The sequence below is a fragment of the Chryseobacterium indologenes genome (genome assembly GCF_001295265.1).
GTDB classification, from domain to species: domain Bacteria; phylum Bacteroidota; class Bacteroidia; order Flavobacteriales; family Weeksellaceae; genus Chryseobacterium; species Chryseobacterium indologenes_A.
In genome coordinates, this window is the sequence record NZ_LJOD01000006.1 from 158,213 (window position 1) to 182,612 (window position 24,400).

The 24,400-nt window shown below is 35.7% G+C and carries 25 protein-coding genes; 10 read left to right on the top strand and 15 right to left on the bottom strand.

Annotated elements, in window-relative coordinates:
* Positions 1-491 precede the first annotated feature (491 nt).
* From AOB46_RS10980 to AOB46_RS11005, 4 genes are all read left to right on the top strand, one after another.
* Positions 492-767 carry a hypothetical protein gene (locus AOB46_RS10980; RefSeq protein WP_062699231.1) on the top strand — a complete coding sequence of 92 codons (276 nt, stop codon included), beginning with the start codon at positions 492-494 and terminating at the stop codon, positions 765-767.
* A 1,103-nt stretch (positions 768-1,870) separates the two neighbouring features.
* A complete protein-coding gene (locus tag AOB46_RS10995) occupies positions 1,871-2,356 on the top strand; it encodes a hypothetical protein (protein WP_131724353.1) in 486 nt (161 codons plus the stop codon).
* A gap of 333 nt (positions 2,357-2,689) precedes the next feature.
* Positions 2,690-3,202, top strand: coding sequence for a hypothetical protein (locus AOB46_RS11000; protein ID WP_062699235.1), 513 nt, complete (start codon positions 2,690-2,692; stop codon positions 3,200-3,202).
* A 53-nt stretch (positions 3,203-3,255) separates the two neighbouring features.
* Positions 3,256-3,537 (top strand): hypothetical protein, encoded by a 282-nt coding sequence (locus AOB46_RS11005; protein WP_062699236.1) that lies wholly within the window; start codon positions 3,256-3,258, stop codon positions 3,535-3,537.
* Between the two features lie 210 nt (positions 3,538-3,747).
* On the opposite strand, the gene AOB46_RS11010 is transcribed toward AOB46_RS11005, so the two are convergent.
* From AOB46_RS11010 to AOB46_RS11045, 8 genes are all read right to left on the bottom strand, one after another.
* Complete coding sequence (locus tag AOB46_RS11010) at positions 3,748-4,074, bottom strand: hypothetical protein (protein ID WP_062699238.1); 327 nt, start codon at positions 4,072-4,074, stop codon at positions 3,748-3,750.
* A 183-nt stretch (positions 4,075-4,257) separates the two neighbouring features.
* Positions 4,258-4,725, bottom strand: coding sequence for a hypothetical protein (locus AOB46_RS11015; protein WP_131724354.1), 468 nt, complete (start codon positions 4,723-4,725; stop codon positions 4,258-4,260).
* A 109-nt stretch (positions 4,726-4,834) separates the two neighbouring features.
* Positions 4,835-6,613: an acyl-CoA dehydrogenase family protein gene (locus AOB46_RS11020; protein ID WP_062699242.1), complete on the bottom strand. Its 1,779-nt coding sequence runs from the start codon at positions 6,611-6,613 to the stop codon at positions 4,835-4,837.
* A gap of 182 nt (positions 6,614-6,795) precedes the next feature.
* A complete protein-coding gene (locus AOB46_RS11025) occupies positions 6,796-7,974 on the bottom strand; it encodes a thiolase family protein (protein WP_062699244.1) in 1,179 nt (392 codons plus the stop codon).
* Positions 7,975-8,080: 106 nt separating this feature from the next.
* A complete protein-coding gene (gene tnpA, locus AOB46_RS11030) occupies positions 8,081-8,545 on the bottom strand; it encodes an IS200/IS605 family transposase (protein WP_062699246.1) in 465 nt (154 codons plus the stop codon).
* Positions 8,546-8,627: 82 nt separating this feature from the next.
* Entirely contained in the window at positions 8,628-11,021 is a 2,394-nt protein-coding gene (locus AOB46_RS11035; protein WP_062699248.1) for a 3-hydroxyacyl-CoA dehydrogenase/enoyl-CoA hydratase family protein, read from the bottom strand.
* A 54-nt stretch (positions 11,022-11,075) separates the two neighbouring features.
* Positions 11,076-11,528: a MarR family winged helix-turn-helix transcriptional regulator gene (locus AOB46_RS11040; protein ID WP_062699250.1), complete on the bottom strand. Its 453-nt coding sequence runs from the start codon at positions 11,526-11,528 to the stop codon at positions 11,076-11,078.
* 157 nt (positions 11,529-11,685) lie between these two features.
* The gene (locus AOB46_RS11045) at positions 11,686-12,615 is read right to left on the bottom strand and encodes an ABC transporter ATP-binding protein (RefSeq protein WP_062699252.1); all 930 of its coding nucleotides are present in this window, start codon (positions 12,613-12,615) and stop codon (positions 11,686-11,688) included.
* A gap of 619 nt (positions 12,616-13,234) precedes the next feature.
* Here AOB46_RS11045 and AOB46_RS11050 point away from each other — a divergent pair.
* From AOB46_RS11050 to AOB46_RS11060, 3 genes are read left to right on the top strand one after another with little or no spacing between them, the layout of a single operon-like run.
* Positions 13,235-13,993 carry a hypothetical protein gene (locus AOB46_RS11050; protein WP_062699254.1) on the top strand — a complete coding sequence of 253 codons (759 nt, stop codon included), beginning with the start codon at positions 13,235-13,237 and terminating at the stop codon, positions 13,991-13,993.
* 18 nt (positions 13,994-14,011) lie between these two features.
* Positions 14,012-14,746 (top strand): hypothetical protein, encoded by a 735-nt coding sequence (locus AOB46_RS11055; protein WP_131724355.1) that lies wholly within the window; start codon positions 14,012-14,014, stop codon positions 14,744-14,746.
* 51 nt (positions 14,747-14,797) lie between these two features.
* Positions 14,798-15,547, top strand: a complete 750-nt coding sequence (locus AOB46_RS11060; protein WP_062699258.1) for a hypothetical protein — start codon at positions 14,798-14,800, stop codon at positions 15,545-15,547.
* Positions 15,548-15,572: 25 nt separating this feature from the next.
* On the opposite strand, the gene AOB46_RS11065 is transcribed toward AOB46_RS11060, so the two are convergent.
* Positions 15,573-16,544, bottom strand: a complete 972-nt coding sequence (locus tag AOB46_RS11065; RefSeq protein WP_062699260.1) for an iron ABC transporter permease — start codon at positions 16,542-16,544, stop codon at positions 15,573-15,575.
* 24 nt (positions 16,545-16,568) lie between these two features.
* Positions 16,569-17,129, bottom strand: coding sequence for a TlpA family protein disulfide reductase (locus AOB46_RS11070; protein WP_062699262.1), 561 nt, complete (start codon positions 17,127-17,129; stop codon positions 16,569-16,571).
* A 32-nt stretch (positions 17,130-17,161) separates the two neighbouring features.
* On the opposite strand from AOB46_RS11070, the gene AOB46_RS11075 reads away from it, so the two are divergent.
* Both AOB46_RS11075 and AOB46_RS11080 read left to right on the top strand, forming a co-directional pair.
* On the top strand, positions 17,162-18,286 hold the full coding sequence (locus AOB46_RS11075) for a ferredoxin--NADP reductase (protein WP_062699264.1): 1,125 nt from the start codon (positions 17,162-17,164) through the stop codon (positions 18,284-18,286).
* Positions 18,283-18,900: a vancomycin high temperature exclusion protein gene (locus AOB46_RS11080; protein WP_062699266.1), complete on the top strand. Its 618-nt coding sequence runs from the start codon at positions 18,283-18,285 to the stop codon at positions 18,898-18,900. Before AOB46_RS11075 ends, AOB46_RS11080 begins: the two co-directional genes overlap by 4 nt.
* On the opposite strand, the gene AOB46_RS11085 is transcribed toward AOB46_RS11080, so the two are convergent.
* Positions 18,897-21,521, bottom strand: a complete 2,625-nt coding sequence (locus AOB46_RS11085) for a BamA/TamA family outer membrane protein (protein ID WP_062699267.1) — start codon at positions 21,519-21,521, stop codon at positions 18,897-18,899. The two genes, AOB46_RS11080 and AOB46_RS11085, sit on opposite strands and share 4 nt — an antisense overlap.
* Between AOB46_RS11085 and AOB46_RS11090 the strand changes: the two genes are divergently transcribed.
* Entirely contained in the window at positions 21,507-22,232 is a 726-nt protein-coding gene (locus AOB46_RS11090) for a TrmH family RNA methyltransferase (protein ID WP_062699269.1), read from the top strand. The two genes, AOB46_RS11085 and AOB46_RS11090, sit on opposite strands and share 15 nt — an antisense overlap.
* 95 nt (positions 22,233-22,327) lie before the next feature.
* Here the strand turns inward: AOB46_RS11090 and AOB46_RS11095 are convergent, their stop codons facing one another.
* The 4 genes from AOB46_RS11095 to cmk all read right to left on the bottom strand — a co-directional run bounded on the left by AOB46_RS11095 (position 22,328) and on the right by cmk (position 24,339).
* Positions 22,328-22,825: a hypothetical protein gene (locus AOB46_RS11095; RefSeq protein ID WP_062699271.1), complete on the bottom strand. Its 498-nt coding sequence runs from the start codon at positions 22,823-22,825 to the stop codon at positions 22,328-22,330.
* A 3-nt stretch (positions 22,826-22,828) separates the two neighbouring features.
* Positions 22,829-23,137: a phage holin family protein gene (locus AOB46_RS11100; protein ID WP_062699273.1), complete on the bottom strand. Its 309-nt coding sequence runs from the start codon at positions 23,135-23,137 to the stop codon at positions 22,829-22,831.
* An 82-nt stretch (positions 23,138-23,219) separates the two neighbouring features.
* Positions 23,220-23,570 (bottom strand): YtxH domain-containing protein, encoded by a 351-nt coding sequence (locus AOB46_RS11105; RefSeq protein ID WP_062699275.1) that lies wholly within the window; start codon positions 23,568-23,570, stop codon positions 23,220-23,222.
* 94 nt (positions 23,571-23,664) lie between these two features.
* A complete protein-coding gene (gene cmk / locus AOB46_RS11110) occupies positions 23,665-24,339 on the bottom strand; it encodes a (d)CMP kinase (protein ID WP_062699277.1) in 675 nt (224 codons plus the stop codon).
* Positions 24,340-24,400: the final 61 nt, after the last annotated feature.

Here is a 24,400-nt window from a genome sequence, read left to right on the forward strand (position 1 = left end):
AGTGACTCTTTAAAGCTGGAAAAACAAGACAATGAATACTATGAAGAATATATATTTTCATTACTAGACGCAAATAAAACGTTGGAAACTTATAAAGTTACCCCTTTAAACAAAGTAATAAGCAAAAAAGATAGGATTTACAATTTGAAATTTTTTTTAGAGAATAAATACAAAAAGAAATGTTTTTCAAGAGATATATTGTTTCTTATTGACAACAAATTTTATAAGTATATAAGAACTTTTGAATAAAAATTTGAAGTAATAAACCACAGAGTTTTTCTGTGGTTTATCTCAATTAATAAAAAGTGCAAATGTATTTCACAGTATGGATGATTGATTATTTAGACATAATGGATGGTTATTACCTGATTCAATTAAAATAGAAAACATGAAAGCATTTAGTTTATTCCTCTTTTTCTGAAGTTCTAATAAGAGATAACAGAAAGCAATACATTGGCTCTTTTGTTTATCAATTAAAGAAAAGTACTGAAATGCGTATAAGTCCACATAATCCTCCTCCTATTCAGATTGAAAATAGAATTGTACAAAGTTATGATTCATCTTATGATGAAAAAAAAGAACAAATAGTTGTTACAACCTATTATTATGACGAAAAAGAACCTAAAGAAAAAGAAGTAAAAACATTGCAGCAAGGCAAAAAAGGTTTTTTCTATGTCAAGCAGAAACAAACCTATTTTAAGAATGGTGAAATGAAAGAGGAAAAAGATTTGCCCGAGAAGATAGAATTTGTGAAAGTTAATTTTTAGTTCTAAGCAACTGTGAAGACTAATATTCTGTAGTTATATTTTGATTTTTCTTGTGTTGCTAATATAAATTGAGATGAAAAAGAAAATGTTTTTATTTTTCTGTATGGTGCAGATACACTGTTTTTCACAAAATATAAAATGTGAAACGGCAAACTATTCTAAAAGGATAGATGGTAAAGAGTATTCTATCTATAATTATATTCAGGCAAGCTATAGTTCTTCTCGCCCTCTTATTGTGATTGTTGCTAATAAGGAAGTTTTCACAAAGATTCATCTTAAAATTCCATCATTGTTTTCCGTAAAGCAAGAATATACAGATGTAAATCTACTCGGGATAAATGATTTCAACAAAACAACATTTCCGAAACTGATAAAAAAATTATTGATACTTTCATTAACGGAATTATAAAATACAGGATAGATCACAATTTACCCGGATATACTGAAGAGCAAATAAAGTCACGTATAAATTATTTGGATACAAGCGAAGATATCAATAGGTTGTTTATTGTCAGGAAACAAGGAAAGAAAAAATAAAAATTGATTTATCAATACTAAAAAATGACCCATAAAATACAATCCTTTTACCCTATAGTATTACTATTTGTTTTTTCCTGTTCTACAGTTAAATAGTAAAGGAAAGAACTTTTATATTAAAAACTTTAAGGAAGAATTTAAGCAGGCTGCTTTTTGTAACTGTTTATTATATGGCTATAACGATAAAAGTCTGGCATCAAGGTTAACGCAGATAGATAAAACCTTCTATAATCCAATAATGCAAAATATATTTTCAGAAGAACTGACAGAAATTTCAATAAATGAATATAAATTGATTAAAAAAGATTCTCTCAATTTTATACAAACTTCTTCTGAAGCAAATGCAGGGAAAAAGGTTTTATAACATTGCTTAAATTTTTATGAAAGTAAGAAACTAGACTCTATTACTGTAATCCAATATAAAAAATGGAAAAGCATAAAAAATGTGGATTCATTAATAGAGGTTAAAAATCCAGGATTTTGAAATCATATTATAGATACTGAAATATAAATCTGTTGTGTAGATGGTAGAGTTTGTGAAAAATATTAATTATCTGACATTAAAAATGAAAACTTTACTGTTCTCTCTTTTCTGCTTTTCAATCTCTTTCTTTTATTCCCAGGATAAGAAACCGGAAAGTTTATATACAGGAGAGAATTTATATATTGAGATTCCATATCCTGCCAAGTCTGTTATATCAGATAAAACAATGAAATTGGAATCTTACTTAATAGAGATAGGAGCTCCATGCAATCAGGGACAAATTGTTACTTTCAAAGTGCTTCCCGGAGGAACATTATCCCGGCAAATTTCAATAGCCGGGCGCTCTATACCTACGCTGGAAATAACCTATGTAAGTAAACAAGGTGATAATGAGCCTGTAAAAACAGGCAAACGCAAGATACAAAACCTGATTACTTATGAAGAATTGACCAAACACAGTACTATTGATAATATTCTTTGGATTGTGGGGATGTATAAAAATGTTTTTATTATAGATAAGAATTCTAATGCTAAAAAAGTGCAAATTAAACAGTTTTCTTCTTTATAGAAGTAGGCTTCTATAATACATAGTAGAAATATTAAAATGTTTTTTCAAAGGAATTGAAATGGCTTTACTTTATGATCTGAAAAGATTATAATAATCTTCTAAATAGTCATGATATATTGTTATGGGAACTTTAAATAAATTTTTAGCGATCTTAGTTTATATCAATATCGGATTTCTGTATTCACAAAGTTGTATTATTATTTAAGAAAGAAGACATGTTGATATGATTAAAAATGGATATATCTCAGGTGGAGCAAATTTTACATCTTCTAATGGAGAATTTGTTAAAGGAGGTATAAAACATATTTATATTTGGGAACTAAATTAGAAACTATGAGAAAAATAACATTAATACTATTTCTATTATCATCTTTTGGGTTAATTGCTCAGAATAATATTTACGAAGTAAAAAAAACAGATATAAAATTTGGAAAGTATAAGTATACGTTAGAATATGAGTATAATTATCAGCCTGAAGGGAAATTCAACTCTTTTTCTGAAGTTCTAATAAGAGATAACAGAAAGCAATACATTGGCTCTTTTGTTTATCAATTAAAAAAAAGTACTGAAATGCGTATAAGTCCACATAACCCTCCTCCAATTCAGATTGAAAATAGGATTGTACAAAGTTATGATTCATCTTATGATGAAAAAAAAGAACAAATAATTGTCACAACCTATTATTATGACGAAGAAGAACCAAAAGAAAAAGAAGTAAAAACGCTGCAACAAGGCAAAAAGGGTTTTTTCTATGTTAAAGAAAAACAAATTTTTTTCAAAAATGGGGAAAGAAAAGAAGAAAAGAATCTACCAGAGAAAATAGATTTTTATAAAATTCCATTTTAAAATATGTTGACAGTGAGGCCTTCCCCCTTTTTTACATTAACAGTATATTAGTTATGGGAATTATAAAAAATAGAATACCTATACTTTTATTATTGATGAATATCAATATTTACCCGCAAATAATAGAAGTTAAAAAGAGTGATTCTGTTGTATTAAGAAATACAAATAGTAAAAATGAATACTATGTTACTTTAATTAATAAAGAAAATATTACATATAATAAAAGCAACGGATTTAAATATGATACTATTCCCCATATAAAAACAGTCATAAAATGTAAGGAATGTAAAGAAGAATCTTACGGATTTTTTATAAAAAAGAATAAAAAAGAATAAGAAAAAGCAAGGCTCTATTTGTACTCTTGAAGAATTTTTTAAAGATAGAACAGGCTTTAATTTTGGAATAGGTTATTTTTTAATTGATGGTCATTATTATAAAAACCTGGGGATGCCAATAGAATAATTTGAACTAACTTTTGTAAAAAAGAAGAGAAGTAAATAGAAAACAGGATATAGGTCCGGCCTCAGCCGGGCCTTTTCGTTAATTTATTTAGATGGAATGATTTTCTTTTCTTCCGGTTTTTGTTTTTCAGGAATAATAACGTTTAAGATCTTATATTTAGATGTGTCTATCTTGGGCTCTTTTAATGCCAGATAAAGAGAAGTATCAGGCTTTACAGTAAGGATTTTATACAGGTCTTTATATTCTTTTTTAGAGGTTGCGTTCAGTTTTTCAACGGACAGGACCTCCAGCTTTCCCTGTTTCAAGATCTTAAGAGTATCTGTTTTGGGCAGAAGAGGCAGTTGTTTGTCGGTTTTTTGGGCAGAAACTCCTGCTGAAATTAGAAGGAAAGGAAATAATAAGGCTTTCATGTGTTGTAATTTTAAATTAAAATATTAAGTTTCCGTTATCCGGGAACTTCCTGATATTATAAGACAACTCATGACTTCATCCTATTACATTATCTGATAAAAAAGAATAAGGGGGGGAGATCATAATGTCCTGAAAACCTTAAGAGAATTAAGCCTGATAAATTTAAATATGCTTTTTCAGGTTTATCTGATAGGCAGCCTTGAAATGGAATTAATTTTTCTGTCTTTATCTAATCTGAATTCAAAATAATACTCTGCATTGCTTTTCAGATCCTCAAAAAAGAGTTGCTGCAACCGGAGCTGATCTGTAAAATATTTAAAATCACCGGACAGCTGCAATCGGGCATCAACAGATGAGACACATTGAACATCATATAGGGCTTCGCAATGTTCATTATTTCCATGAACATCACTTACAGATGCTGTTCCGGTGACGATTGAAGCACAACGGAAGACCAGTGTAATATTTTTGGCTTCTTTTTTCAGTCGTATATCTGTGGCACTAATGATAGTATCTGTCTTTATTGCTTTTTCACAGGCACATGGTTCTTGCCGGAAAAAATTATCATTGTTAAGAGTGTGGTTTCTGTTCTGTTCTTTATTGCATGCAGAAAGCATTAAAATCAATACTGCAGATGTTATTATTTTCATACGTCTTCTTTAGAATAGTACAACAAGATACCGTTTTTTTCTGTTGATATTCAATAAAAAAAGCGCCTCAGAAAGGTGAGACGCTTTAATCAAATTTATGTATAAAAGACTAATAAGCTCCTTTTTCGATATAATGAGCAGCCACTTTTTCAGTGAGTGCCACTACATTCGGGTGGTTGGTATATTTCGTGAATCTTCTTAATCCTGAAAGCATCATTCTCTGCTCATCTCCTTCAGCGAAAGAAACAATTCCTTCTTTAGCTGCAACAATAATCTTTTCAACAGCTTTATAAAGGTTAAGCTGTGCCATAGCCGCTTCTACAGAGTCCGGAGCAAAGTGCTTTTCAGCTCTTAAAACTGCAGATTCTGCCATATAGATCTGGTTAAGGATCTCGGATGCATTCAATAATAAGTGCTGCTGTTTTTCAATATCCATCATATATTTCTGAAGCGCTGCTCCGGAAACCATAAGGAATACTTTCTTAAGGTTAGCAATGATTGATTTTTCCTCACTCATAAATTCAGAATAATCAGGAACCTCAAATGAAGGAATTCCCATTAATTCTTTGCTGATAGCCATTGCCGGAGACAACAAGTCAAGTTCTCCCTTCATTGCTCTTTTAATAAGCATTCCAACCGCTAATAACCTGTTGATTTCATTGGTTCCTTCATAAATTCTGGAAATTCTTGAATCTCTCCATGCTGCTTCCATTGGAGTATCTTCAGAGAATCCCATACCTCCGTAAACCTGGATACCTTCATCTGCTGTATGCTGAGCAAGATCTGAAACGAAAACTTTAAGAATTGAACATTCTACTGCAAATTCCTCAACTCCTTTAAGCTCTGCTGCCTGATGATCCATTCCTCCGGCTACAAGCTCATCAATTTTATCCTGAATGTTTTTAGCTGCTCTGTAGGATCCTGCCTCACTAACGAAAACTCCGGTTGCCATTTCTGCAATTTTCTTTCTGATGGCTCCAAAAGTAGAAATAGAAACTCCAAACTGTTTTCTTTCATTAGAATACTGGATAGAGTGATTTAAAATTCTTCTCTGTGCATCAAGACATGCAGCTGCTAATTTGATACGGCCAACGTTTAAAGCGTTTAGTGCAATCTTGAACCCGTTGTTTCTTTCTCCCAGTAGGTTTTCCACTGGAACCTTCATATCATTGAAGAAAACCTGACGGGTAGAGGAGGCACGGATACCTAATTTATGCTCTTCTTCCCCAAAGGTAAGGCTTTCAGGATTTTCAAGCTCAGATCTGTTGATAACGAAACCGGTGATGTTTTTGTCATCATCAATCTTAGCAAACAGGGTGAATGTATCAGCAAAACCTGCATTGGAGATCCACATTTTCTGCCCGTTGATGATATAATGTTTTCCATCTTCAGAAAGTTTCGCTCTTGTTTTTCCGGAGTTCGCATCCGAACCTGCATCCGGCTCAGTTAAGCAATAAGCCCCGAATTTTGCTCCTGTTGCAAGGTCCGGAAGGTATTTATTCTTCTGCTCTTCAGTTCCGTAAAGAACAATAGGAAGGGTCCCGATTCCGGTGTGTGCCCCGTAAGCAGTTGCCAATGAACCTGTAACTCCTGAAATATAATCGCAGGCAAGCATTGTAGTTACAAAGCCCATTCCAAGACCTCCGTATTCTTCAGGAACAGCAATCCCAAGCATTCCCATTTCACCAAGCTTACGCATGGTTTCTTCAGTAAAGGCGTAGTCTTTCTTTTCAAAACGCTCTTTCTGAGGAACTACTTCTCTGTCTATAAATTCTTTCGCAGAATCACGAAGCATTTTTTGTTCTTCATTTAATTCTTCAATACTGAAGATTTCGTTTGCAGGAATTTCTTTGATTAGGAATTCTCCACCCTTAAGTATATTGCTCATTTGTTATTATTTTAAATTTTAGATTATAAATTTTTAAATTAGATTTTGTCGTTATAAATTTTCAGATGATGTTTTAATGATTTTAGTCAAAATATTAATAATCATTTCTATTTCTTTTTATTTGGATCAAATTGTCTTGTTTGAAACTCATCTAAAATTTATAATTTAAAATCTATAATTAATTAAAGTAGTTCAAAAATAGAAGCCGCTCCCTGGCCCGTTCCCACACACATAGAAACCATTCCGTATTTGTTGCCGCGTCTTCTCATTTCGTCAAGAAGCTGAACGGTAAGTTTGGTTCCGGTACATCCAAGCGGGTGGCCCAGAGCAATCGCTCCTCCGTTTACGTTCAGGATATCAGGATTTAAGCCTAATTCTTTTTTAATTGCAACCGATTGAGAAGCGAAAGCTTCGTTAAGCTCAATCAGATCAATGTCTTTTAGTTCTAAACCAGCCTGTTTTAATGCCTTTGGAATAGCGTAGATTGGACCCATTCCCATGATTCTCGGCTCAAGGCCTGCAGCAGCATAAGCCACTAATCTTGCCTCCGGCTGTAATCCTAACTCTTTTACCATTTCTTCGCTCATTACCATTACGAAAGCAGCTCCGTCACTCATTTGAGATGAGTTTCCGGCTGTAACGCTCCCCCCGTTGGCGAATACAGGTTTTAATTTTGCCAGACCTGCCAGCGAAGTATCTGCCCTTGGTCCTTCATCTACTGAAAAATCAAACTTTTTAGTCTGCATTTTCTGATTTTCATCTAAGAAGTTATATTCTACAGGAATAGGAACAATCTGATTGGCAAATTTCCCTTCTGCGTTGGCTTTTAAAGCTTTCATATGAGATTCAAAAGCAAACTGATCCTGCTCTTCTCTTGTAATGTGATATTGTTTAGCTACTTCTTCAGCTGTATAGCCCATTCCCCAGTAGTAATCAGGGTTTGTTTTTGCAATATCCGTTTCGGGAACCGGCTTATAACCACCCATCGGAATATAAGACATAGATTCTGTACCTCCCGCGATAATACAGTCGGCCATCCCTGCCTGGATTTTCGCTGAAGCAATAGCAATTGCTTCACTTCCTGATGCACAGTATCTGTTTACTGTTACTCCCGGAACTTTATCTGTATTTAACCCCATTAGAGAGATCAGACGGGCAACATTAAGCCCCTGCTCAGCTTCAGGCATTGCATTTCCTACAATAAGGTCATCAATTCTGTTTTTATCTAATTGCGGAAGCTCTGCCATTAATTTTTCAATAACGGTAGCTGCCATTACGTCAGGACGTGTAAAGCGTAGGGAACCTTTTGGTGCTTTTCCTACTGCTGATCTGAATCCTTTTACGATGTATGCTGTTTTCATTTTTTTTGTTTAATTAAATTGTTGTAAGAATTTTTTGCCTCGTGGAGGTCAACTGTTCATAGATATTTGTTGTTGCATCTTTGTGGAGCTCCATAGGAGCGACCTGTTAATCATTAATCCATTCAAATAAATATTTTGGATCATGTTCTATCTCAAATTTTGACATAAAATCCAGGTATTCTTCTCTAAAAGTTTTCTTTTTATGATGTTCTTCCTGATTTAAAATATATTTTACAACAGAATCAACACTGCTTTTAGAATAAGAAAAAGCTCCGTACCCTTCCTGCCAATTGAATTTTCCATTGATCCATCCTTTTTCATTGATGAATTTTGAAGAACCCGCTTTAATATCTCTTACTAAATCTGAAACCGAAAGTGTCGGATTCATACTTACAAGAATATGGACATGGTCAGGCATTGCAAAAACTGCGAATAATTTTTGATTTCTGTTGCAGGCAATACCAGTGATGTATTTATGTAATTCCTCTCTGTTTTCTTTTGAAATCAGATTCTGTCTTCCTTTTACGGCGAAAACAATTTGAATATAAATCTGAGTGTAGGTGTTTGCCATACATTAACAGGTCGCCTCTACGAGGCTCTACAAAATTGTATATTACTCATCTATTAACAGTTCGCTCCTATGGAGCTCCCCGTTAGTTTCTCAAGGGTTTCCCGTTTTGCAACATATATTGGATTCTTTCCAGAGTTTTTCTTTCACCACAAAGCTGAAGGAATGTTTCTCTTTCAAGGTTCAGTAGATACTGTTCCGTTACAACTGTTGGTTCGGATAGATTTCCACCTACCATCACGTTGGCCAGTTTATCAGCAATTTTCTTATCGTGTTCAGAGATGTAATTTCCGGTAAGCATCTGGTCGGTTCCTACGTAGAACATTCCTAATGCATCTTTACCAAGAACTTTTACTTTTTGCTCGATAGGTTGGGTATAGCCTTGTTCTGCCAATAGTTTTGCTACCTTTTTGGCTTCGGCAATCTGTCTGTTTTTGCTTATGGAGACAATATCTTTACCTTTTTCAAGGATTCCCATATCGTAGGCTTCATAGGCTGATGTGGCTACTTTACCCATAGCAATATTCATGAAGGCATCACGAAGCCTGTTATTTTTAACGTCATCGTTGTGGAATTCTCTGGAAGTTCTTAAAGTAAGTTCTTTTGTTCCGCCGCCTCCGGGAATTACGCCAACACCTGTTTCTACAAGTCCTATATATGTTTCTGCTGCTGCAACTACCCGGTCAGCGTGCATCGTCATTTCACATCCGCCCCCTAAAGTCATTCCGTGAGGAGCAACGACAACAGGAATAGAGGAGTAGCGTACTCTCATCATGGATTTCTGGAAGTAAGCGATCGCCATATTCAGATCGTCCCAATCCTGTTCAATAGCCATCATGAGAATCATGGCAAGGTTAGCTCCTACAGAGAAGTTTGCCCCTTGGTTTCCTACTACTAATCCGTCATATTCTTTTTCTGCTAAATCAATAGCTCTGTTAAGCCCATCTAAAACTTCGCCTCCAAGTGAATTCATTTTTGACCGGATTTCAAAGTTGATGATTCCGTCACCAAGATCTTCAATTGCGGCTCCTGAATTACTCCAAAGCGTTTTGTTTTTTCTGATATTATCGAGGATAATAAAAGCGTCCTGTCCCGGAATTTTGTTGTATTCTCCTGAATTTTTATCAACATAAATGCTTTGCCCTTCTTCATTTACTTTATAGAAAGTCTCAACATTTTTTACCCAGTCTGAAACTTCATATCCTGCATCTTTAGCCAGTTCAATACCTTTTTGAACACCTACGGCATCCCAGATTTCAAATGGTCCGTTTTCCCATCCGAAACCGGCTCTCATGGCATCGTCAATTTTATAAACTTCGTCAGAAATTTCAGGAACTTTATGCGAAACATAGGCGAATAGTGCTCCTAAAGACTTTCTGTAAAGTTCACCGGCTTTATCTTTACCGCCAATCAGTACTTTGAATCTGTCAATGGGTTTATCAATAGCTTTTGTTAACTCCAGGGTAGGAAAAGAAGATTTTCCCTGAAGTTCATATTCTAAGGTATCAAGATTTAATCCGTGAATTTCAGATTTTCCTTCTGCATTTTTAACTTTTTTATAGAATCCCTGTTCTGTTTTTGAGCCCAGCCATTTGTTATCCATCATTTTCTGGATGTAATCAGGAAGAGCAAACACATCATTGAAATCGTTTGCTTCGGCACCGCTTTGGCGTACACCATTCGCTACCATTACTAAGGTGTCAAGACCTACAACGTCAGCGGTTCTGAATGTAGCAGATTTAGGACGTCCAATCACAGGACCAGTCAGTTTATCAACGTCAGAAACAGTAAGACCCAGTTTTTGTACGTTGTGAAGAAGATCCATCATAGAGAATACTCCAATTCTGTTGGCGATGAATGCTGGAGTATCTTTAGCCAGAACGGTTGTTTTGCCTAAAAATTTTGCTCCGTAGTTCATATAAAAATCTATGATTTCCGGATCTGTATCATTGGTAGGGATAATTTCAAGAAGAGGAAGGTACCTTACCGGATTGAAAAAGTGAGTTCCTGCGAAATATTTTTTGAAATCTTCGCTTCTTCCTTCCGTCAGCAGATGGATTGGAATTCCGGATGTATTGGAAGAAATTAATGTTCCCGTTTTTCTGAACTGTTCAATTTTTTCGTAAACCGATTTTTTGATGTCAAGTCTTTCAACTACAACTTCAATAATCCAGTCTGTATTTTTGATTTTCTGAAGATCATCATCAAAGTTTCCTATCTTTATTCTGTCTGCAAATTTTGGAGAATAAAGGAGTGCCGGACTCGCTTTTTTTAGTTTTTCAAAGTTTTCAGCAGCAATTCTGTTTCTTACTGCCTTATCATCTTTGGTCAAACCTTTTTTCTGCTCAGCTTCAGTCAGTTCAAAAGGGACGATATCCAAAAGTGCCACTTCCACGCCGATATTGGCAAAGTGTGCTGCAATACCGCTCCCCATAATTCCTGAACCAAGAACCGTTACATGTTTGATTCTTCTTTTCATATGTAAATTTTTATTGTTTCTAAAGGTCATATAACCTTGTGGTGATATGATCGCTTATTTTCTGTTGTTTAATAATTCGTTGGCAATCTTCATGATTTCAGACATGACTTCTTTGAAGGTTTCCAGTTTTTCAGGAGCGATCTTTTCCATCACTTTCTTATTGAAGTTAACAACAACTTCTTTAGACATGTTTCTTGAGTTCAGTCCTTTGTCTGTAAGCTTGATGATCACTTCTCTTTTATCAGTGGTCGTCTTTTCCTTATAGATATATCCGTTGTCTTCCAGAAGTTTGATGATCCGGGTCAGGGAAGTAGGCTCAATGGCCATTTTGGGGCCAAGATTGGTACTTCTCGTTCCTTCTTTTGGATCAATCTTAAGAAGAGTTAGGGCCTGAACAGCTGTAGAATCATGTTCCTGTGCCAATTCTGTGTACATTTTAGAAACAGCTAACCATGTCTGCTTCAAAATGAGATCTACGTTTTCTATTTTTTCCTTGTTATTATCCATCTTTCGTACTAATGGTGTTACCCAAATTTAGTAAATATTATGCATGCATAGTATTTATTAACGTTAAATTTTGTTAATAATCTGGTAATAAGAGGGTTAAATTGTATGACAAGCATAATATTATGCATGCATAATATGTGAATTAATTAAAGAAAACCTAGTATTGGTGAATGTTTTTGATGAAATTAACTATTTCTTCAAAAGATTCGCATTGATGATTGAAGTTGTTATTACGAATCTCCCAAATTTCATTCTTATAGTCGAAATTAAAAGAAGAAAGATCTTTTTCAAAGTTTTTCTGTAGTAAAGAATACAGCATTTCCTTATGAACTTGTGGTGCTGTTATAGATGGAGGAACAAAACGGTCATTAACCTGAAATAAAGAAGCGTTGGTTAATTCATCATACTGCAGAAGGACATCTTCAACAATCCCTGAAAAAAGCTGCTGATCTTTCACATACCAGATCTTGTCTGCAAATTCTTTGGCCAAACGCCAGTCATGGGATGAGAATAAAATGATTTTGTTTTGCTTCTTAGCCAGTTTACGAAGGGTTTTTAAAATAATTATTTTGTTTTTCTCATCCAGGTGTGTGGTGGGCTCATCAAGGATAATCACAGGAGAGTTCTGTGTAATGGCACGGCCTATAAATGCTTTCTGCAGATTTCCGTCCGAGAGATTTTTAAGTGGCGTATGTCTGTATTGGACCAGATCAAGTTCTTCTATAATATGATAAACTTCTTCCCGGTCTTCTTTCTTCAGTTCAAAATAAAAAGGGTAGTAAATGTATTTCCCAAGTGAAATAAGATCTTCAACGGTATGATGCCGGGGGATATTCGATTTCGAAAAAACCACCGCAATATTTTCTGCGATTTCCTTCACAGAAAGACTTTTTACATTTTTACCATTAATCAGGATTTCACCATCGAGTAAAGGCAGCTGATGGAGTATTGATTTTATTAAAGTTGTTTTCCCCACCCCGTTGTTTCCGATCAGTAAACATACCTCCCCAAGCCTTAAATCTGCATTAGCATTGGAAATTAAAGTTTTATTATAGCCGATATTTATCTGATTGATCCGTAGAAACATGTTGAGTACTGATGCAAATGTATTTCACAAAAATACTGATTTCCTGATATTTCTTTACGATATGACTGATTTAAATTTAAACTGTTCAGATTTTAATTTTATAATCTTTGTCTAACCTTTTTCGTGAACCTGAAGAAAAATTGAATAAAATTTAAACAGGTTCTGGAAAAGTAATGGTTTTACTTTTAGCTTTTTGTTATTAAAAATGTTAATTAACGGAGAAATAAATAAATTGAATTTGTAATTTGTGTTTGTATTTAATATTTTGATATTCAATTAATTGTGTTTTTTTTGTTGATGCTGGCAGCTATTTTTAATGAAAAATAATTGTTAATTGGAAAATAGAGTTAACTGAAAATTGGACCCAAAAAGTAAATTTGCTGTTCGCAATTGATAACCAAAAATACTTTAACTATGATGAAAAATTTACTATCTGCAACGATTCCGGTTGTGTTAATAAAACAAGCCATCATATTTTTAATACCAGATAAAATTTCTTTTGCAAAAATTGATCTATGAATAAAAGTTTCTCAGCACCGTTGCAGTGAATAACATTATTCATCAGTAAACTATTTTTAAATTTTTATGAAAGGATAATAACTGGTTAATAAGTTTTAAAATGAAAAAAACACATTTGATTTTTCTGTTTTTGTTGGTCTCTATCGTCAGGCTGAATGCACAGAGAGGTAATATGGGGATAGGAACTTCTAGTCCTCATCCGTCAGCTCTTCTGCATATAGAGTCATCTGATAAAGGAGTAATGCTTCCTGTGGTTTCTTTATTATCTACTAAAGACATTACAACTATTGCAAACCCTAAAACAGGATTTGTAGTTTACAATCAAAACATTTCAGGAACGGGAGATGCTACTGTATCAAAAGGAATATATGCGTATAACGGACAGGTATGGGAGAAAATGCTGACCAGATCTGAAATCAATACGGAAATAAGTAAAGTTCCATTTATAAAGGCTGTATTTGCAGCGGGCAATACAACTACTTCTCCGGTTTTCACGGCAGGAAGCATTAATAACCTTACATTCAACAGTCTTTACAGGGATAGTCCAGCCGGAGCACAGGGACCTGTTAGTGCCTACACAGGATATGCTGTTAAAGAAACAGGTAAATATAGTATTACCTATAATGCGGGCATTATGGCTGCCAACGCCAATATGGGATATATCATATTTACCATTCTTAAAAACGGTGTCGTTATTAATACCTATGCTGTTGAAAGGCAATTTCAGTTTGGAGGGATCTCAGGAACGGTTTCAGCAGATTTAGCAATAGGTGATATTATAACTTTTCAGATAAGAGGTATAAACGTTAATTACCAGACTACACATACCAATGTATCTATATCAAAGATCTTTAAATAAAATATAAGAAATTTAATTATGGTAATAAGAAAACTTTTTTTCTTTTTCGTCCTTACAGCGTGTTGTTGTAATGCTCAGGTGGTGATAGGATCTTATAATATAACTCCGGGAGCTATGTTAAAACTGGACAGTAATGAAAAGGCATTGAAAGTGCCTGTATTATCTATTTTAAATAAAACTGATGGTGCGTCTCCTATTTCTTCTCCTGCAAACGGGATTATGGTGTATAATTCCAACAATAATATTGCAGCTAATATCGGGAAAAGCCTTAGTTGGTGGAAAAGTAATAATGAGTATTGCTTTCAGGCTAATAATTCCCTTATCCAGGAAAGTATAAGTGATTCTCATATTCCTGTGCTTATTTTCAGTGCCCGTTCAGGACAAAAACCGATTATTGCAGTAGGCAATGCAGGTTTTACCAATGTAATACTGTCTGACAGTGAAATACAGCTTGACTATTATTCAGGATGGAATTCCAATCAGTATAAAATATCCAGAGAAGGGCAGTATATTGTAGAATTTATTTCAGAAATAAGTGCTCCTGACGGAGGTACACTCTCTAATAGACTGATTACCAACGGGACAAATATGCCGCTGATTCGAGGCAGATATATTCCTACACTCTCACGGGCATTTGCAACCAATATAAGTGCACACAACTTTACGGCTAATACCATTCTTAATTTTGCATATCAGTATACCAATTCAAACTACAGATTGGAATCTGGTACTATTAATATTTATAAATACTGATCAATCATGTTTTCAAAAATATTATTTTCTTTTTCTACAGTCTTTTTCTTTATGATACTTTCCTTGGATATGAAAGGACAGGTGGGAATAGGAACTGTAACTCCCGATCCGTCTTCTGTACTGGATCTTTCAAGCTCTGATAAAGGGTTGCTGATTCCCCGTGTCAATCTTTCCAGCATCAATGATACTTCTGTAATTCCTGTTACAGTTGCTGATCAGGGAATTCTGATATATAATCTTACAGACGCGGGAACTGCACCGGATAATGTAAGGAAGGATACTTTTTATATCTGGACAGGTACAAAATGGGAAGGAATAGGTGAAATTAGTGATATCCGACAAGAAATAGCAGATAATAATACTACCCAGCTTGTTTTTAGTGGTATGTCTCCTGTTGCAGCTTATCAATATGGGCCAGCTAACTCTTATCTTCCCTGGACAAATGTGAATTTCAGCACCGAAAATTATGATAATCAGAATATCCATACGGGAGGCGTTTTTACAATTCCGGAAACAGGATTATATTCTATTACAGGATGTGTAAATATAAGTTTGGCTCAAACCGGCGGAACCAGCAAATCTATTGGGAGCCGTATTTTTAATATTACGGATAATACAGTGCTGGCTACCTCTTATTTTGGAACTTCCGGCGGTGGAAATTCAGGAACTAATCCTATTTACTGGATGGGAAATCTTACAGCGGGTACACAGATCAGGATTCAGGCTAGAATGATTGATACATTAGTAAATGTTATGACAGTTAACACCTCAACAAGTATGGCTATAAGAAAGCATTTTTAGGTAAATAATAGCGTCAATACTATTTTTAGACTCTGTTCTGTTTCAAAAGCATCACCAGGATAACTGGTATCCCGAAAACAGAGCTAATCACATTAAGCGGAATATGGGTTTTTTCTGAAATGATGGAAAAAAGAAGCATAATCAACATTCCCAGAAACATATTCAGAATCCATTGCTGCCACAATTTTGACGGGTTATAGACCAGCCTGCAGAAATGGGGAACAATAATTCCTATGAACAGGATAGGGCCTAAAAATGCGGTAATCGATGCTGAGAGCAGGGAAGAAGCCGCAATAATCAGAATTTTCAGCTGGCTCAGATTTACGCCTAAGCTTTGGGCATAGGAAGTTCCCAGTGAATTGCCAATCAAAGGTTTTATGGTTTTAAAACAGAAAAATAATCCAATGAACACTAAAATGGAAAGCACATAGATCTGATTTCTGGATACCATATTGTTGGCCCCGAATGACCATAAAATATAGTTTTTCAGACTTTGATTCTCCGCATAGAACTGAAGAAGGGAAACAATGGCCCCGGCAAATGCCGAAACAAGAAATCCGAAAATAATAAGATAAGATTTATCCTGAAATTTATTCGACATGGAAAGCAAAACCATCATCAGAACTAAGCTTCCTGCAATGGCCGACATACTGAGAAAACTATTCTGCAGAAATTCCGGAATTAAAATATCATGAGAAAAGAATATATAAAACGCAACAGACAAACTGGCCACTGAAGTAATTCCCAGAATATCGGGTCCCGCCAAAGGATTCTGGAAATACTCCTGCATCAAAAATCCGGAAGTTGGAATTGATATACCGGCAAGCAGCATTACCAGAACACGGTTAATACGGAGTTCAGCGATCTGGCTGTTAGAGGAATCCTGAAAGAAATCCTGAAAACTTAAACTGAGAAATCCTGTGTTCAGATTAATCACTGCGGTCAGTATAATGGCAGCTGTTAAGATTAAACACAGGATCTTGAATTTATTTGACATTATTCAGAATGAATTCTGTAAATTTTATTTTAAAAGGGTGCTGATTTTTGAATTCAGAACCTCTTCTGTCATCATTCCTAAATATTCGTCGGTTTTATCTCCTTTTCTCATATAAGTAAAAGGAATGGAGCCGCCGTCCCATTGTTTGAAGTTATTGGCAAAAAACGTCTGGTCCAGTTGCTGCCCATCCAGAAGAATAATGTTTTTAGCCAGATCATTTTGCTGGGCAAAACTTTTTACGGAACTATTCCATTCAGATTTATCATCCAGATTAATGAATGTGAATTTAACAGGCTGGTTTTTCAGCTCCTGCATCTTGCTTTTGAAATGAGGAATTTCTCTCATGCAGGGCCCGCACCATGTTGCAAAAAAATTAGTTACATAAAGAGTATCATTACTTTGAGCTAAATATTTCCCTACATTTTCAGGAGAAAGTTCTTTTGAAACGTAAGCACCTGTTTCCGCAGCTGCATTTTCTTTTACAGAAAGTGAGTCTTCAGCTGCTGTATCTCCTGTTTTCGCACCTTCCTTGTTACAGCTGTAAAGGGCGGAAAGAATAAGCGTTGATAAAATTATCTTCTTCATAAATTATTTTTTGTCTATTTTTGAATTGAAGTATGGAACAACAAATCTATAAAGGGAAACTGATACAGTTTCATCGGTTAAAAGTAGCGAAAAAGGAAGAACTGACCAAAAATACTTTCTCTCTGGAGTTTGAAATTCCGGAGGACCTGCAGGAGAATTTCAGATTTGAAGCCGGACAGTTTGTGAGCATAAAATTTATGGCTCATGGAAAGGAAATAATCAATGATTATTCAATGACTTCTGCACCGTATGAAAAAAGGATATGTCTGGGGATAAAAGTAAACGCTCCGGAAGGAGCGGCTTCACAGCTGTTTCATAATTACCATGAAGGAGATGAAATGCTGGTGAGTGAGCCTTCGGGAAGGTTTACGCTGGTTTCAAAACCCAGTGAATTCAGGACGATCGTTGCTTTTGCTGCCGGTATAGGAATTACTCCGATCCTAAGCCATTTTAAAAATATTCTGCATAATGAGCCGCGAACAAGGCTGTTCCTGTTTTTCGGAAATAAAAGCTCCGAAGAAGTAGTATACAGGAATCAGCTGGATAATATGGCCAGAACATGCGGAGACAGACTTCAGATTTTTTACTTTTTCTCACAGGAAAAAACAGCGGACCCGTTTTTTTTAGGAAGACTGGATGAAAAGAAATTAGCCCTTATTATCAATCAGATCCTACATCTGGATGATACGGATGAAGAATCTACAATCTGGGATGCTGTAGATGAAGTCCTGATCTGCGGAAAAGGAGAAATGATTAAAACGCTGGCTAATGCATGCTATCACCATGGTATTCCTAAAAAAAATATTCATTTTGAATTGTTTGAAGAGTTCAATGATGATATTTATCCGATAGAGAAAGAATTTCCGCTGATCAAAAATGTTGAAGTGAAATTCAGATCATTGGGGAAAGAGTATCAGGCCGAACTTCCGGATAATAAAGAAAAAATACTTCAGCAGCTGCTGGTTCAGAACTTTCCGGTTCCTTATTCCTGCAAATCCGGGATCTGTGGAAGCTGTGAATGCTATCTGGAAGAAGGTGAAGTGGAACTTCTGGAAAATGAATATCTGACAGAGAAAGAAGAGGCACAGGGAAAAATATTAGCTTGCATGTCAATAGCAAAAAGTAAAAAAATAAAGCTTAACTTTGATCTTAGTTGAGAATTATTAAAAACATATTTAATTTAACTTTCGTATCAATAGAAATGGGAATTCTGTTGATTATTCTTTGTAATGCCTGGGTTTTCGGGCTCACAAACGGACGTACCTATACCAAGATTTCAAAAATTCCGCCCAGAGAAATTGCTTTGGTTCTGGGGACTTCTCCCAAAATGAGATCGGGACTTTCCAATCCTTATTTCACAAAAAGAATGGATGCAGCTGCACTTCTTTATCATCATGGAAAAATCAGGAAGATTATTGTAAGCGGAGAAAAAAGTAAGGGGTATAATGAGCCCGCTGCCATGAAGAATTATCTGGTTTATCAGGAAGGAGTTCCTGAAGATATTATTATAGAAGACCCGAAAGGATTCAATACCTATAAAAGTATTCTACGCTGCAAAGATGTTTATAAGAAAACGGATGTGATTATTGTATCGCAGGGCTTTCATAACCTGCGGGCATTATTTTTTGCCAGGAATAATAATATGAACGCGCTGGGATTTGATGCGCAGGATGTGACAAAACCCGAAAGCTACTACAGAAACCAGTTCCGGGAGATTTTAGCCCGAGTGGTTGCTGTAGTATATTTTATATTGGGTATTTCTCCGGATTAGAAAGGATATCCGAATGCTATATTCAGGGTAGGTTTAAAAGGTTGAAAATTCTTAAATCTCCATCGGTCTCCGTCCGGTTTATTCGGATCGTAGATCTTGTAAGCAAGGTCTAGCCTTAGGGTGATGTAAGCAATATTTAGTCTTAAACCAATACCACTTCCAATTCCAACCTGTCCCAGGAACTTATTGAATTTGAATTCGTCTCCATAACCTCCGCTTCCATCAGGTTTTCTAAGACTCCATGTGTTTCCTATATCCGTAAATAATGCCCCTTCATACATCTCATTAAAAGGAATCCTGTATTCTATGTTCGTAGTTAGTTTTACATTGTTCGTCATATAAGTACGTACTCTTTCATCAATCTGGGAATCTGATGGCCCCAGTCCCCCAAAAGCTACCCAGGCTCTGATGTCATTAGATCCACCGTTGAAATAAGACTTAATCACAGGCATATCCGTAGAATTTCCGTAAGGAATACCAACACCAATGAACTGTCTCAGCACTAAGGTCTGATTGCCATTAAACTTAAAATATTTTCGGGTATCGATATCAAATTTCACAAATTGGGCGTAAGGGAGCCCGAAAATTGTTCTCTGAGGGTTTGCTATAACACCTCCCGCATCTCTTTTTTGATTGAATATGCTTAAAATATTACCCGCAAGTTCTACTTTACCGTTAAAATAGAAGGCATTCGGATAGTCTTTTTTACCAATCTCACTATAAACAAAATTATAGATCATAGAAGAGATAAGGATATCCTGAGTCTGTCTGTCTTTATTCACGAGTGACCCCATAAATGCCAACAGGAGATCCTGGCTCTTCTTATCCAGTGAACTTATGTAAGCATTGTCTTTAAGAATCATTTCCGAAATATCATCAATACTAAGCTGCCCTGAAAGATATCTGCTCTCAATATCCGTCATTCCGGAAATAGTAGACGTGTAATCAAAATAATTTCTGAACATATCATCCTTGATCCTTTCGTCATTGGTGAAATAATCATAATAGGCGTCTTTATTTTTGGTAAGGCTGACCTGGGTGTTGAACAGGGTAAGCCTGTGTGAAACCTGATCATTGACGTTGGCCTGATAGTTAAGCCCTGTATTAAAGTTAACCCTTCCCAAACCGATATTATTTTGTACTGATGCTCCCAATAGAATAGAGGAAGTAGGAGTGTATCTTTTAGGAAGAAGCTTGTAATAATCAAAAGGAAGCAGCAGCCTCGGGAAATTAAGGGAAGCCTGGGCAGAAATTTCATAAGCCAGTTCTCTTTTACTGATATCCTTGGTACTTCTTATGGATCCGAAAGCTCCGGAAAGGCTGGTAGAAAGGTTTTCCGCACCCCTGAAGACATTTCTTGTGGTAAGATCTACAGAAGGGGATATTCCAAGATTCAGAATCTGGGAATAATTAACGTCGGTTCCTACCTTCAGTTCATATTTCGGGAGAGGTTTTAAGATGTAAAGAACATCAATGATGCTGTCATTAGGTGCCATGCCTCCGCCTCTTCTCAGCGAGTCTCTTGCTTTTACAAGGCTGAAGTTATTCATGGCAAGAAGGTTTCTCTTGGTAAGATCCAGTTTTTTCTGATCGTATACCTGCTTATTATCCACGATGATAGACCTCCAGAGCGATGATATTTTATAATTATCGTTCACCTTATGGAATCTTATTCTCCTTAGGCTGTCTTTAACCGTATTTTTAGGGTAATCACCGGGTTCATCTATGATAGCTACATCAATATTTCCGATGGTGGAAACCTTATAAGGACGGTCCGTTGAATCTCGGTGGATTTCAAGTATAAGCGGAACCTTTTTTTTGCTTTTTAAGGAATCTGCTACAAAGGATATTTCCTCATTTGAGCTGTTGAATCTATAATATCCGTTTTCTCGCATCAGATCAGTAATTCTGGCAGCTTCCTTTTCAAGGACGGTCTGATCCAGGATCTGCCCGGATCTTATCAGACTTTTATCAAGTTTCTGCCAGTAAAGACCTTTAACGATAGGGTCTGTAATATTATAGTAGTAATCCTTAATATAAGTGGGCTCATTGTGTTTGATAAAATAATTAACCGCAGCCTTTTTTGAAGCAGAATCCAGCACATGTTTAAAGTTTACTTCTGCGTCCCAGAAACCTCTGTAAACCATCCTTTTTTCAACAGATTCGGCACTCTTTTCACTTCTTGTCTGATCTAGGATAACTGGCGGGCTTCCCCAGTTGTGAAGGAGACGGTCAAGAAAGAGTGTTTTTCCTACACTGCTCTTCATATCATATTTAATGAATAGTGAGTCTCTCAGTTTTTGACTTCTCATTTCGCTGGGATAGGTCATGTATTCATTAAGCAGCGTATCATATTTAGGATTAGCCATATTATAGAATCCCAAGCTTAACGGCATGAACAGAAGCTGTTTTTTATTGGGCTTCTGCTGTACATAATCTTTCAGTTCCTCATCAAAAGGTTCTTTTTTATCTTCAAACTCAAAATTGTTCTTGGTAAGCAGATATTCACCATCCGGAACCTTTTTGGTGGTACTGCATGCATAAAGGAGACCAACAAATGTTGCAAATGAGATAATTTTATAATATTTTTGAGGAGAATTCTTATAATGCTTACAGCTCATACAATAAAAGTTTTACAGTCTTTAGATAAAAAGAAGTTCAGACAAAAATACAATTTGTTTTTGGTTGAAGGTAATAAAATCATTTGTGAACTTTTCAATTCAAATATTAAAATTAAGGAAATATTCTCTACCGATCCGCAAAAATTGGGCCGTACGGAGGCTCCTGTTATTCAGATCACTGAAAATGAGCTGAAAAAAATCAGCTTTCTTAAAACTCCGAAAGATTCCGTTGCGGTATGCTATCTGGGGGAAGAGGAGAAAATGGATGACAGGGAAGTACAGCTTGTTCTGGACGGGATTCAGGATCCCGGAAACCTTGGGACCATTATCCGCCTGGCAGATTGGTTCGGAATTGAACAGATTATCTGCAGCGAAGATACGGTAGATGTCTATAATCCCAAAGTGATACAGGCCAGTATGGGATCTTTCACACGTGTAAATGTTGTTTATACTGATCTTACAGAATATCTGTCCGGAACAAAAAGTGTTAATATCGGAACGGATATGGAAGGCGAGAATATCTATACGTTTGAAAAGCCGGAGAAAATGAACCTTATTCTTGGAAATGAAGGAAACGGAATGCGCCCTGAAACAGAAAAGTTACTTCAGAAATGTGTAACAATTCCCCGGTTTGGAAAATCCCAGTCTACAGAAAGCCTGAATGTTTCAATGGCAGCTGGAATTATTTTGGGACAGCTCTTCAGAGGATAAATTAAATATTCAGACATCAGATTTCAGATATGTGATGAGTACTTTTGTCCTCAATAAACCCTCTGAAATCTGATGTCTTATATTCTTATGAGTTATTATATCAGTTGTTCCATACTTGAAACACTTTTGTTTTTCTGATATTCTTCAAGTTTTTTTCTGACATATTTCAAAGCAATAGGAGCAAGGTAAATCATAGCTGCACCCAGCAATTTCTTTTTCCAGTTAGGGCTTTTCATATTCTTTTTGGCGTAGTTGCCAACCAGTGCTGTTACTCCCAATTTAATAAGCCCGTCTGTAACATTTCCACCTAATGCCGTACTGGCAATGCCTACCGCTGTATTTTTATTAATCAGCAGATCTTTTACTTCTGAGGTAAGCTGCTTGGCAATAACATCTTTGCGGAGAACCACTTTTTCATCACCGTCTTCATCTACTTTCTCCTGAAGATACTGATCACTCAGTCCGTTGGTAAAAGCACTTAAACTTTCTTTTGTATTTTTAAAGGTAAGAAGGTTTTCCAGATCGTTTATTTCGCCTTTAAGCAGTTTTTTCTTTCTTCTTAGCTCTTCGATGCTTTCATATTTTCTGCCCATAGCTTAATGATTTAAAAATTTAATAACCTGATCTGCAACCGTATTGACAATTCTATTCTTGAAGACGACTACCAGCGCCATGATAACAGCGTAAAATGCAGCAACAATCAGGAAACCGTAAGAAGTATTATCCAGTGCTTTACCGATAAGAAAGGCAATTCCAAAGTTGAAAAGGATAATAAAAAAAGCAAAAGCAACAAGCAGCACTACAAAGTAGGTAATGAGCCCAGCGGAAAGAGAAGATTTTTCAGTAGCTTCAATTTTCAGAAGATCTATTCTCTTCGAGGCATATTCTTTAATAGTCTCTATCATTGTTTTTTTTTAAAGTTACAAAAAAAGGAACTTTCGCGCAAAAAGTTCCTTCCCATAATTTACTCAAAAAATAAATTACTTATTATTTTTTAAGATCATTCAATTCAGCTTCTACATCTTTTACTACGTCTGCCGTTTTAGAAACGATCTGGTCTTTGTATTTATCATATCCGTCTTTTACCGTATGGGCTACATTATTAGCTGTTTCTTTGAAAGTAGAAGAAATATTGCTGTACTGGTCTTTTACTTTTTCAGAAACCTCGCCATATTTGTTTTTAGCCTGGTCTTTTAGGTCGTTTGCTTTATTTTTGATTTTCTTTCTTGTTTCTTTACCTTCTTCAGGGGCATAAAGCATTCCTAAGATTACACCTGCTGCAGCACCTGCAAGAAGTCCTGCCAATATACCTGCTGTATTTTTTCCTTTTCTAGACATTTTAAGTTTTTTAATAGTTAATAAATAGTAGTTTTTACTGTGTTAAAATGTACAATTTGCATACCAAAGGAGGTCAATAGCCTATTAAAAATTGTTAAATCTTATGGATGTGGGATAAAATCAGGTCTATTGTTTCATCTTTTGTCAGCGTTGTATTATCAATAACAATAGCATCTTCAGCCTGTTTCAACGGTGCGATTTCCCTTTCACTGTCGATCTTGTCACGTTCAATAAGGTTCTGTTTTACCTGCTCTCTGTCTGCTTTGATTCCCAGGCCTTCCAATTCAAAATATCTTCTGTTGGTTCTTTCGTCAATGCTGGCAGTAAGGAAGAATTTATAGTCCGCATTTGGCAGAACAACTGTCCCTATGTCACGTCCGTCCATAATAATGCCTCCTTTTTCTGCCAATGAGCGCTGTGACTGAAGAAGAAAATCTCTTACTTCTTTCTGTTTGGCAACAATGCTTACGTTATCAGATACTTCATTGGTACGGATCTGCTTGGAAATATCAATATGATTAAGATAAAGAACCAGTTCTCCGGCATTATTTCTGAATTCCAGTTCAATTTCATTGAAAGAACTGAACAGTTTCTGAAGATCAACGGTGTTATCCTCGTTCATACAGTTCTGTAATGCAAACCAGGTTACCCCTCTGTAAAGTGCTCCGGTATCCAGATGAATAAGACCCAGTTTATCGGCAATGACTTTAGAGATTGAACTTTTTCCGGTAGACGAGTACCCATCGATAGCTATTACAGGTTTTTTCATACCGCAAATTTCAAGATTTTTTTTAAAAAACCAAGGCTGTAAAGAAAAAAATCTACATAAC

What these genes read in the sequence shown, in the direction of transcription:
- AOB46_RS10980 (WP_062699231.1), top strand. Translation starts at nt 492, where the DNA reads ATGCGTATAAGTCCACATAATCCTCCTCCTATTCAGATTGAAAATAGA.
- AOB46_RS11070 (WP_062699262.1), bottom strand. Translation starts at nt 17,129, where the DNA reads ATGAAGAAGATAATTTTATCAACGCTTATTCTTTCCGCCCTTTACAGC.
- AOB46_RS11000 (WP_062699235.1), top strand. Translation starts at nt 2,690, where the DNA reads ATGAGAAAAATAACATTAATACTATTTCTATTATCATCTTTTGGGTTA.
- AOB46_RS11040 (WP_062699250.1), bottom strand. Translation starts at nt 11,528, where the DNA reads ATGGATAATAACAAGGAAAAAATAGAAAACGTAGATCTCATTTTGAAG.
- AOB46_RS11055 (WP_131724355.1), top strand. Translation starts at nt 14,012, where the DNA reads ATGGTAATAAGAAAACTTTTTTTCTTTTTCGTCCTTACAGCGTGTTGT.
- AOB46_RS11010 (WP_062699238.1), bottom strand. Translation starts at nt 4,074, where the DNA reads ATGAAAGCCTTATTATTTCCTTTCCTTCTAATTTCAGCAGGAGTTTCT.
- AOB46_RS11065 (WP_062699260.1), bottom strand. Translation starts at nt 16,544, where the DNA reads ATGTCAAATAAATTCAAGATCCTGTGTTTAATCTTAACAGCTGCCATT.
- AOB46_RS11095 (WP_062699271.1), bottom strand. Translation starts at nt 22,825, where the DNA reads ATGGGCAGAAAATATGAAAGCATCGAAGAGCTAAGAAGAAAGAAAAAA.
- AOB46_RS11085 (WP_062699267.1), bottom strand. Translation starts at nt 21,521, where the DNA reads ATGAGCTGTAAGCATTATAAGAATTCTCCTCAAAAATATTATAAAATT.
- AOB46_RS11025 (WP_062699244.1), bottom strand. Translation starts at nt 7,974, where the DNA reads ATGAAAACAGCATACATCGTAAAAGGATTCAGATCAGCAGTAGGAAAA.
- AOB46_RS11015 (WP_131724354.1), bottom strand. Translation starts at nt 4,725, where the DNA reads ATGAAAATAATAACATCTGCAGTATTGATTTTAATGCTTTCTGCATGC.
- AOB46_RS11060 (WP_062699258.1), top strand. Translation starts at nt 14,798, where the DNA reads ATGATACTTTCCTTGGATATGAAAGGACAGGTGGGAATAGGAACTGTA.
- AOB46_RS11005 (WP_062699236.1), top strand. Translation starts at nt 3,256, where the DNA reads ATGGGAATTATAAAAAATAGAATACCTATACTTTTATTATTGATGAAT.
- AOB46_RS11035 (WP_062699248.1), bottom strand. Translation starts at nt 11,021, where the DNA reads ATGAAAAGAAGAATCAAACATGTAACGGTTCTTGGTTCAGGAATTATG.
- AOB46_RS10995 (WP_131724353.1), top strand. Translation starts at nt 1,871, where the DNA reads ATGAAAACTTTACTGTTCTCTCTTTTCTGCTTTTCAATCTCTTTCTTT.
- AOB46_RS11020 (WP_062699242.1), bottom strand. Translation starts at nt 6,613, where the DNA reads ATGAGCAATATACTTAAGGGTGGAGAATTCCTAATCAAAGAAATTCCT.
- tnpA (WP_062699246.1), bottom strand. Translation starts at nt 8,545, where the DNA reads ATGGCAAACACCTACACTCAGATTTATATTCAAATTGTTTTCGCCGTA.
- AOB46_RS11100 (WP_062699273.1), bottom strand. Translation starts at nt 23,137, where the DNA reads ATGATAGAGACTATTAAAGAATATGCCTCGAAGAGAATAGATCTTCTG.
- AOB46_RS11075 (WP_062699264.1), top strand. Translation starts at nt 17,162, where the DNA reads ATGGAACAACAAATCTATAAAGGGAAACTGATACAGTTTCATCGGTTA.
- AOB46_RS11105 (WP_062699275.1), bottom strand. Translation starts at nt 23,570, where the DNA reads ATGTCTAGAAAAGGAAAAAATACAGCAGGTATATTGGCAGGACTTCTT.
- AOB46_RS11090 (WP_062699269.1), top strand. Translation starts at nt 21,507, where the DNA reads ATGCTTACAGCTCATACAATAAAAGTTTTACAGTCTTTAGATAAAAAG.
- AOB46_RS11045 (WP_062699252.1), bottom strand. Translation starts at nt 12,615, where the DNA reads ATGTTTCTACGGATCAATCAGATAAATATCGGCTATAATAAAACTTTA.
- cmk (WP_062699277.1), bottom strand. Translation starts at nt 24,339, where the DNA reads ATGAAAAAACCTGTAATAGCTATCGATGGGTACTCGTCTACCGGAAAA.
- AOB46_RS11050 (WP_062699254.1), top strand. Translation starts at nt 13,235, where the DNA reads ATGAAAAAAACACATTTGATTTTTCTGTTTTTGTTGGTCTCTATCGTC.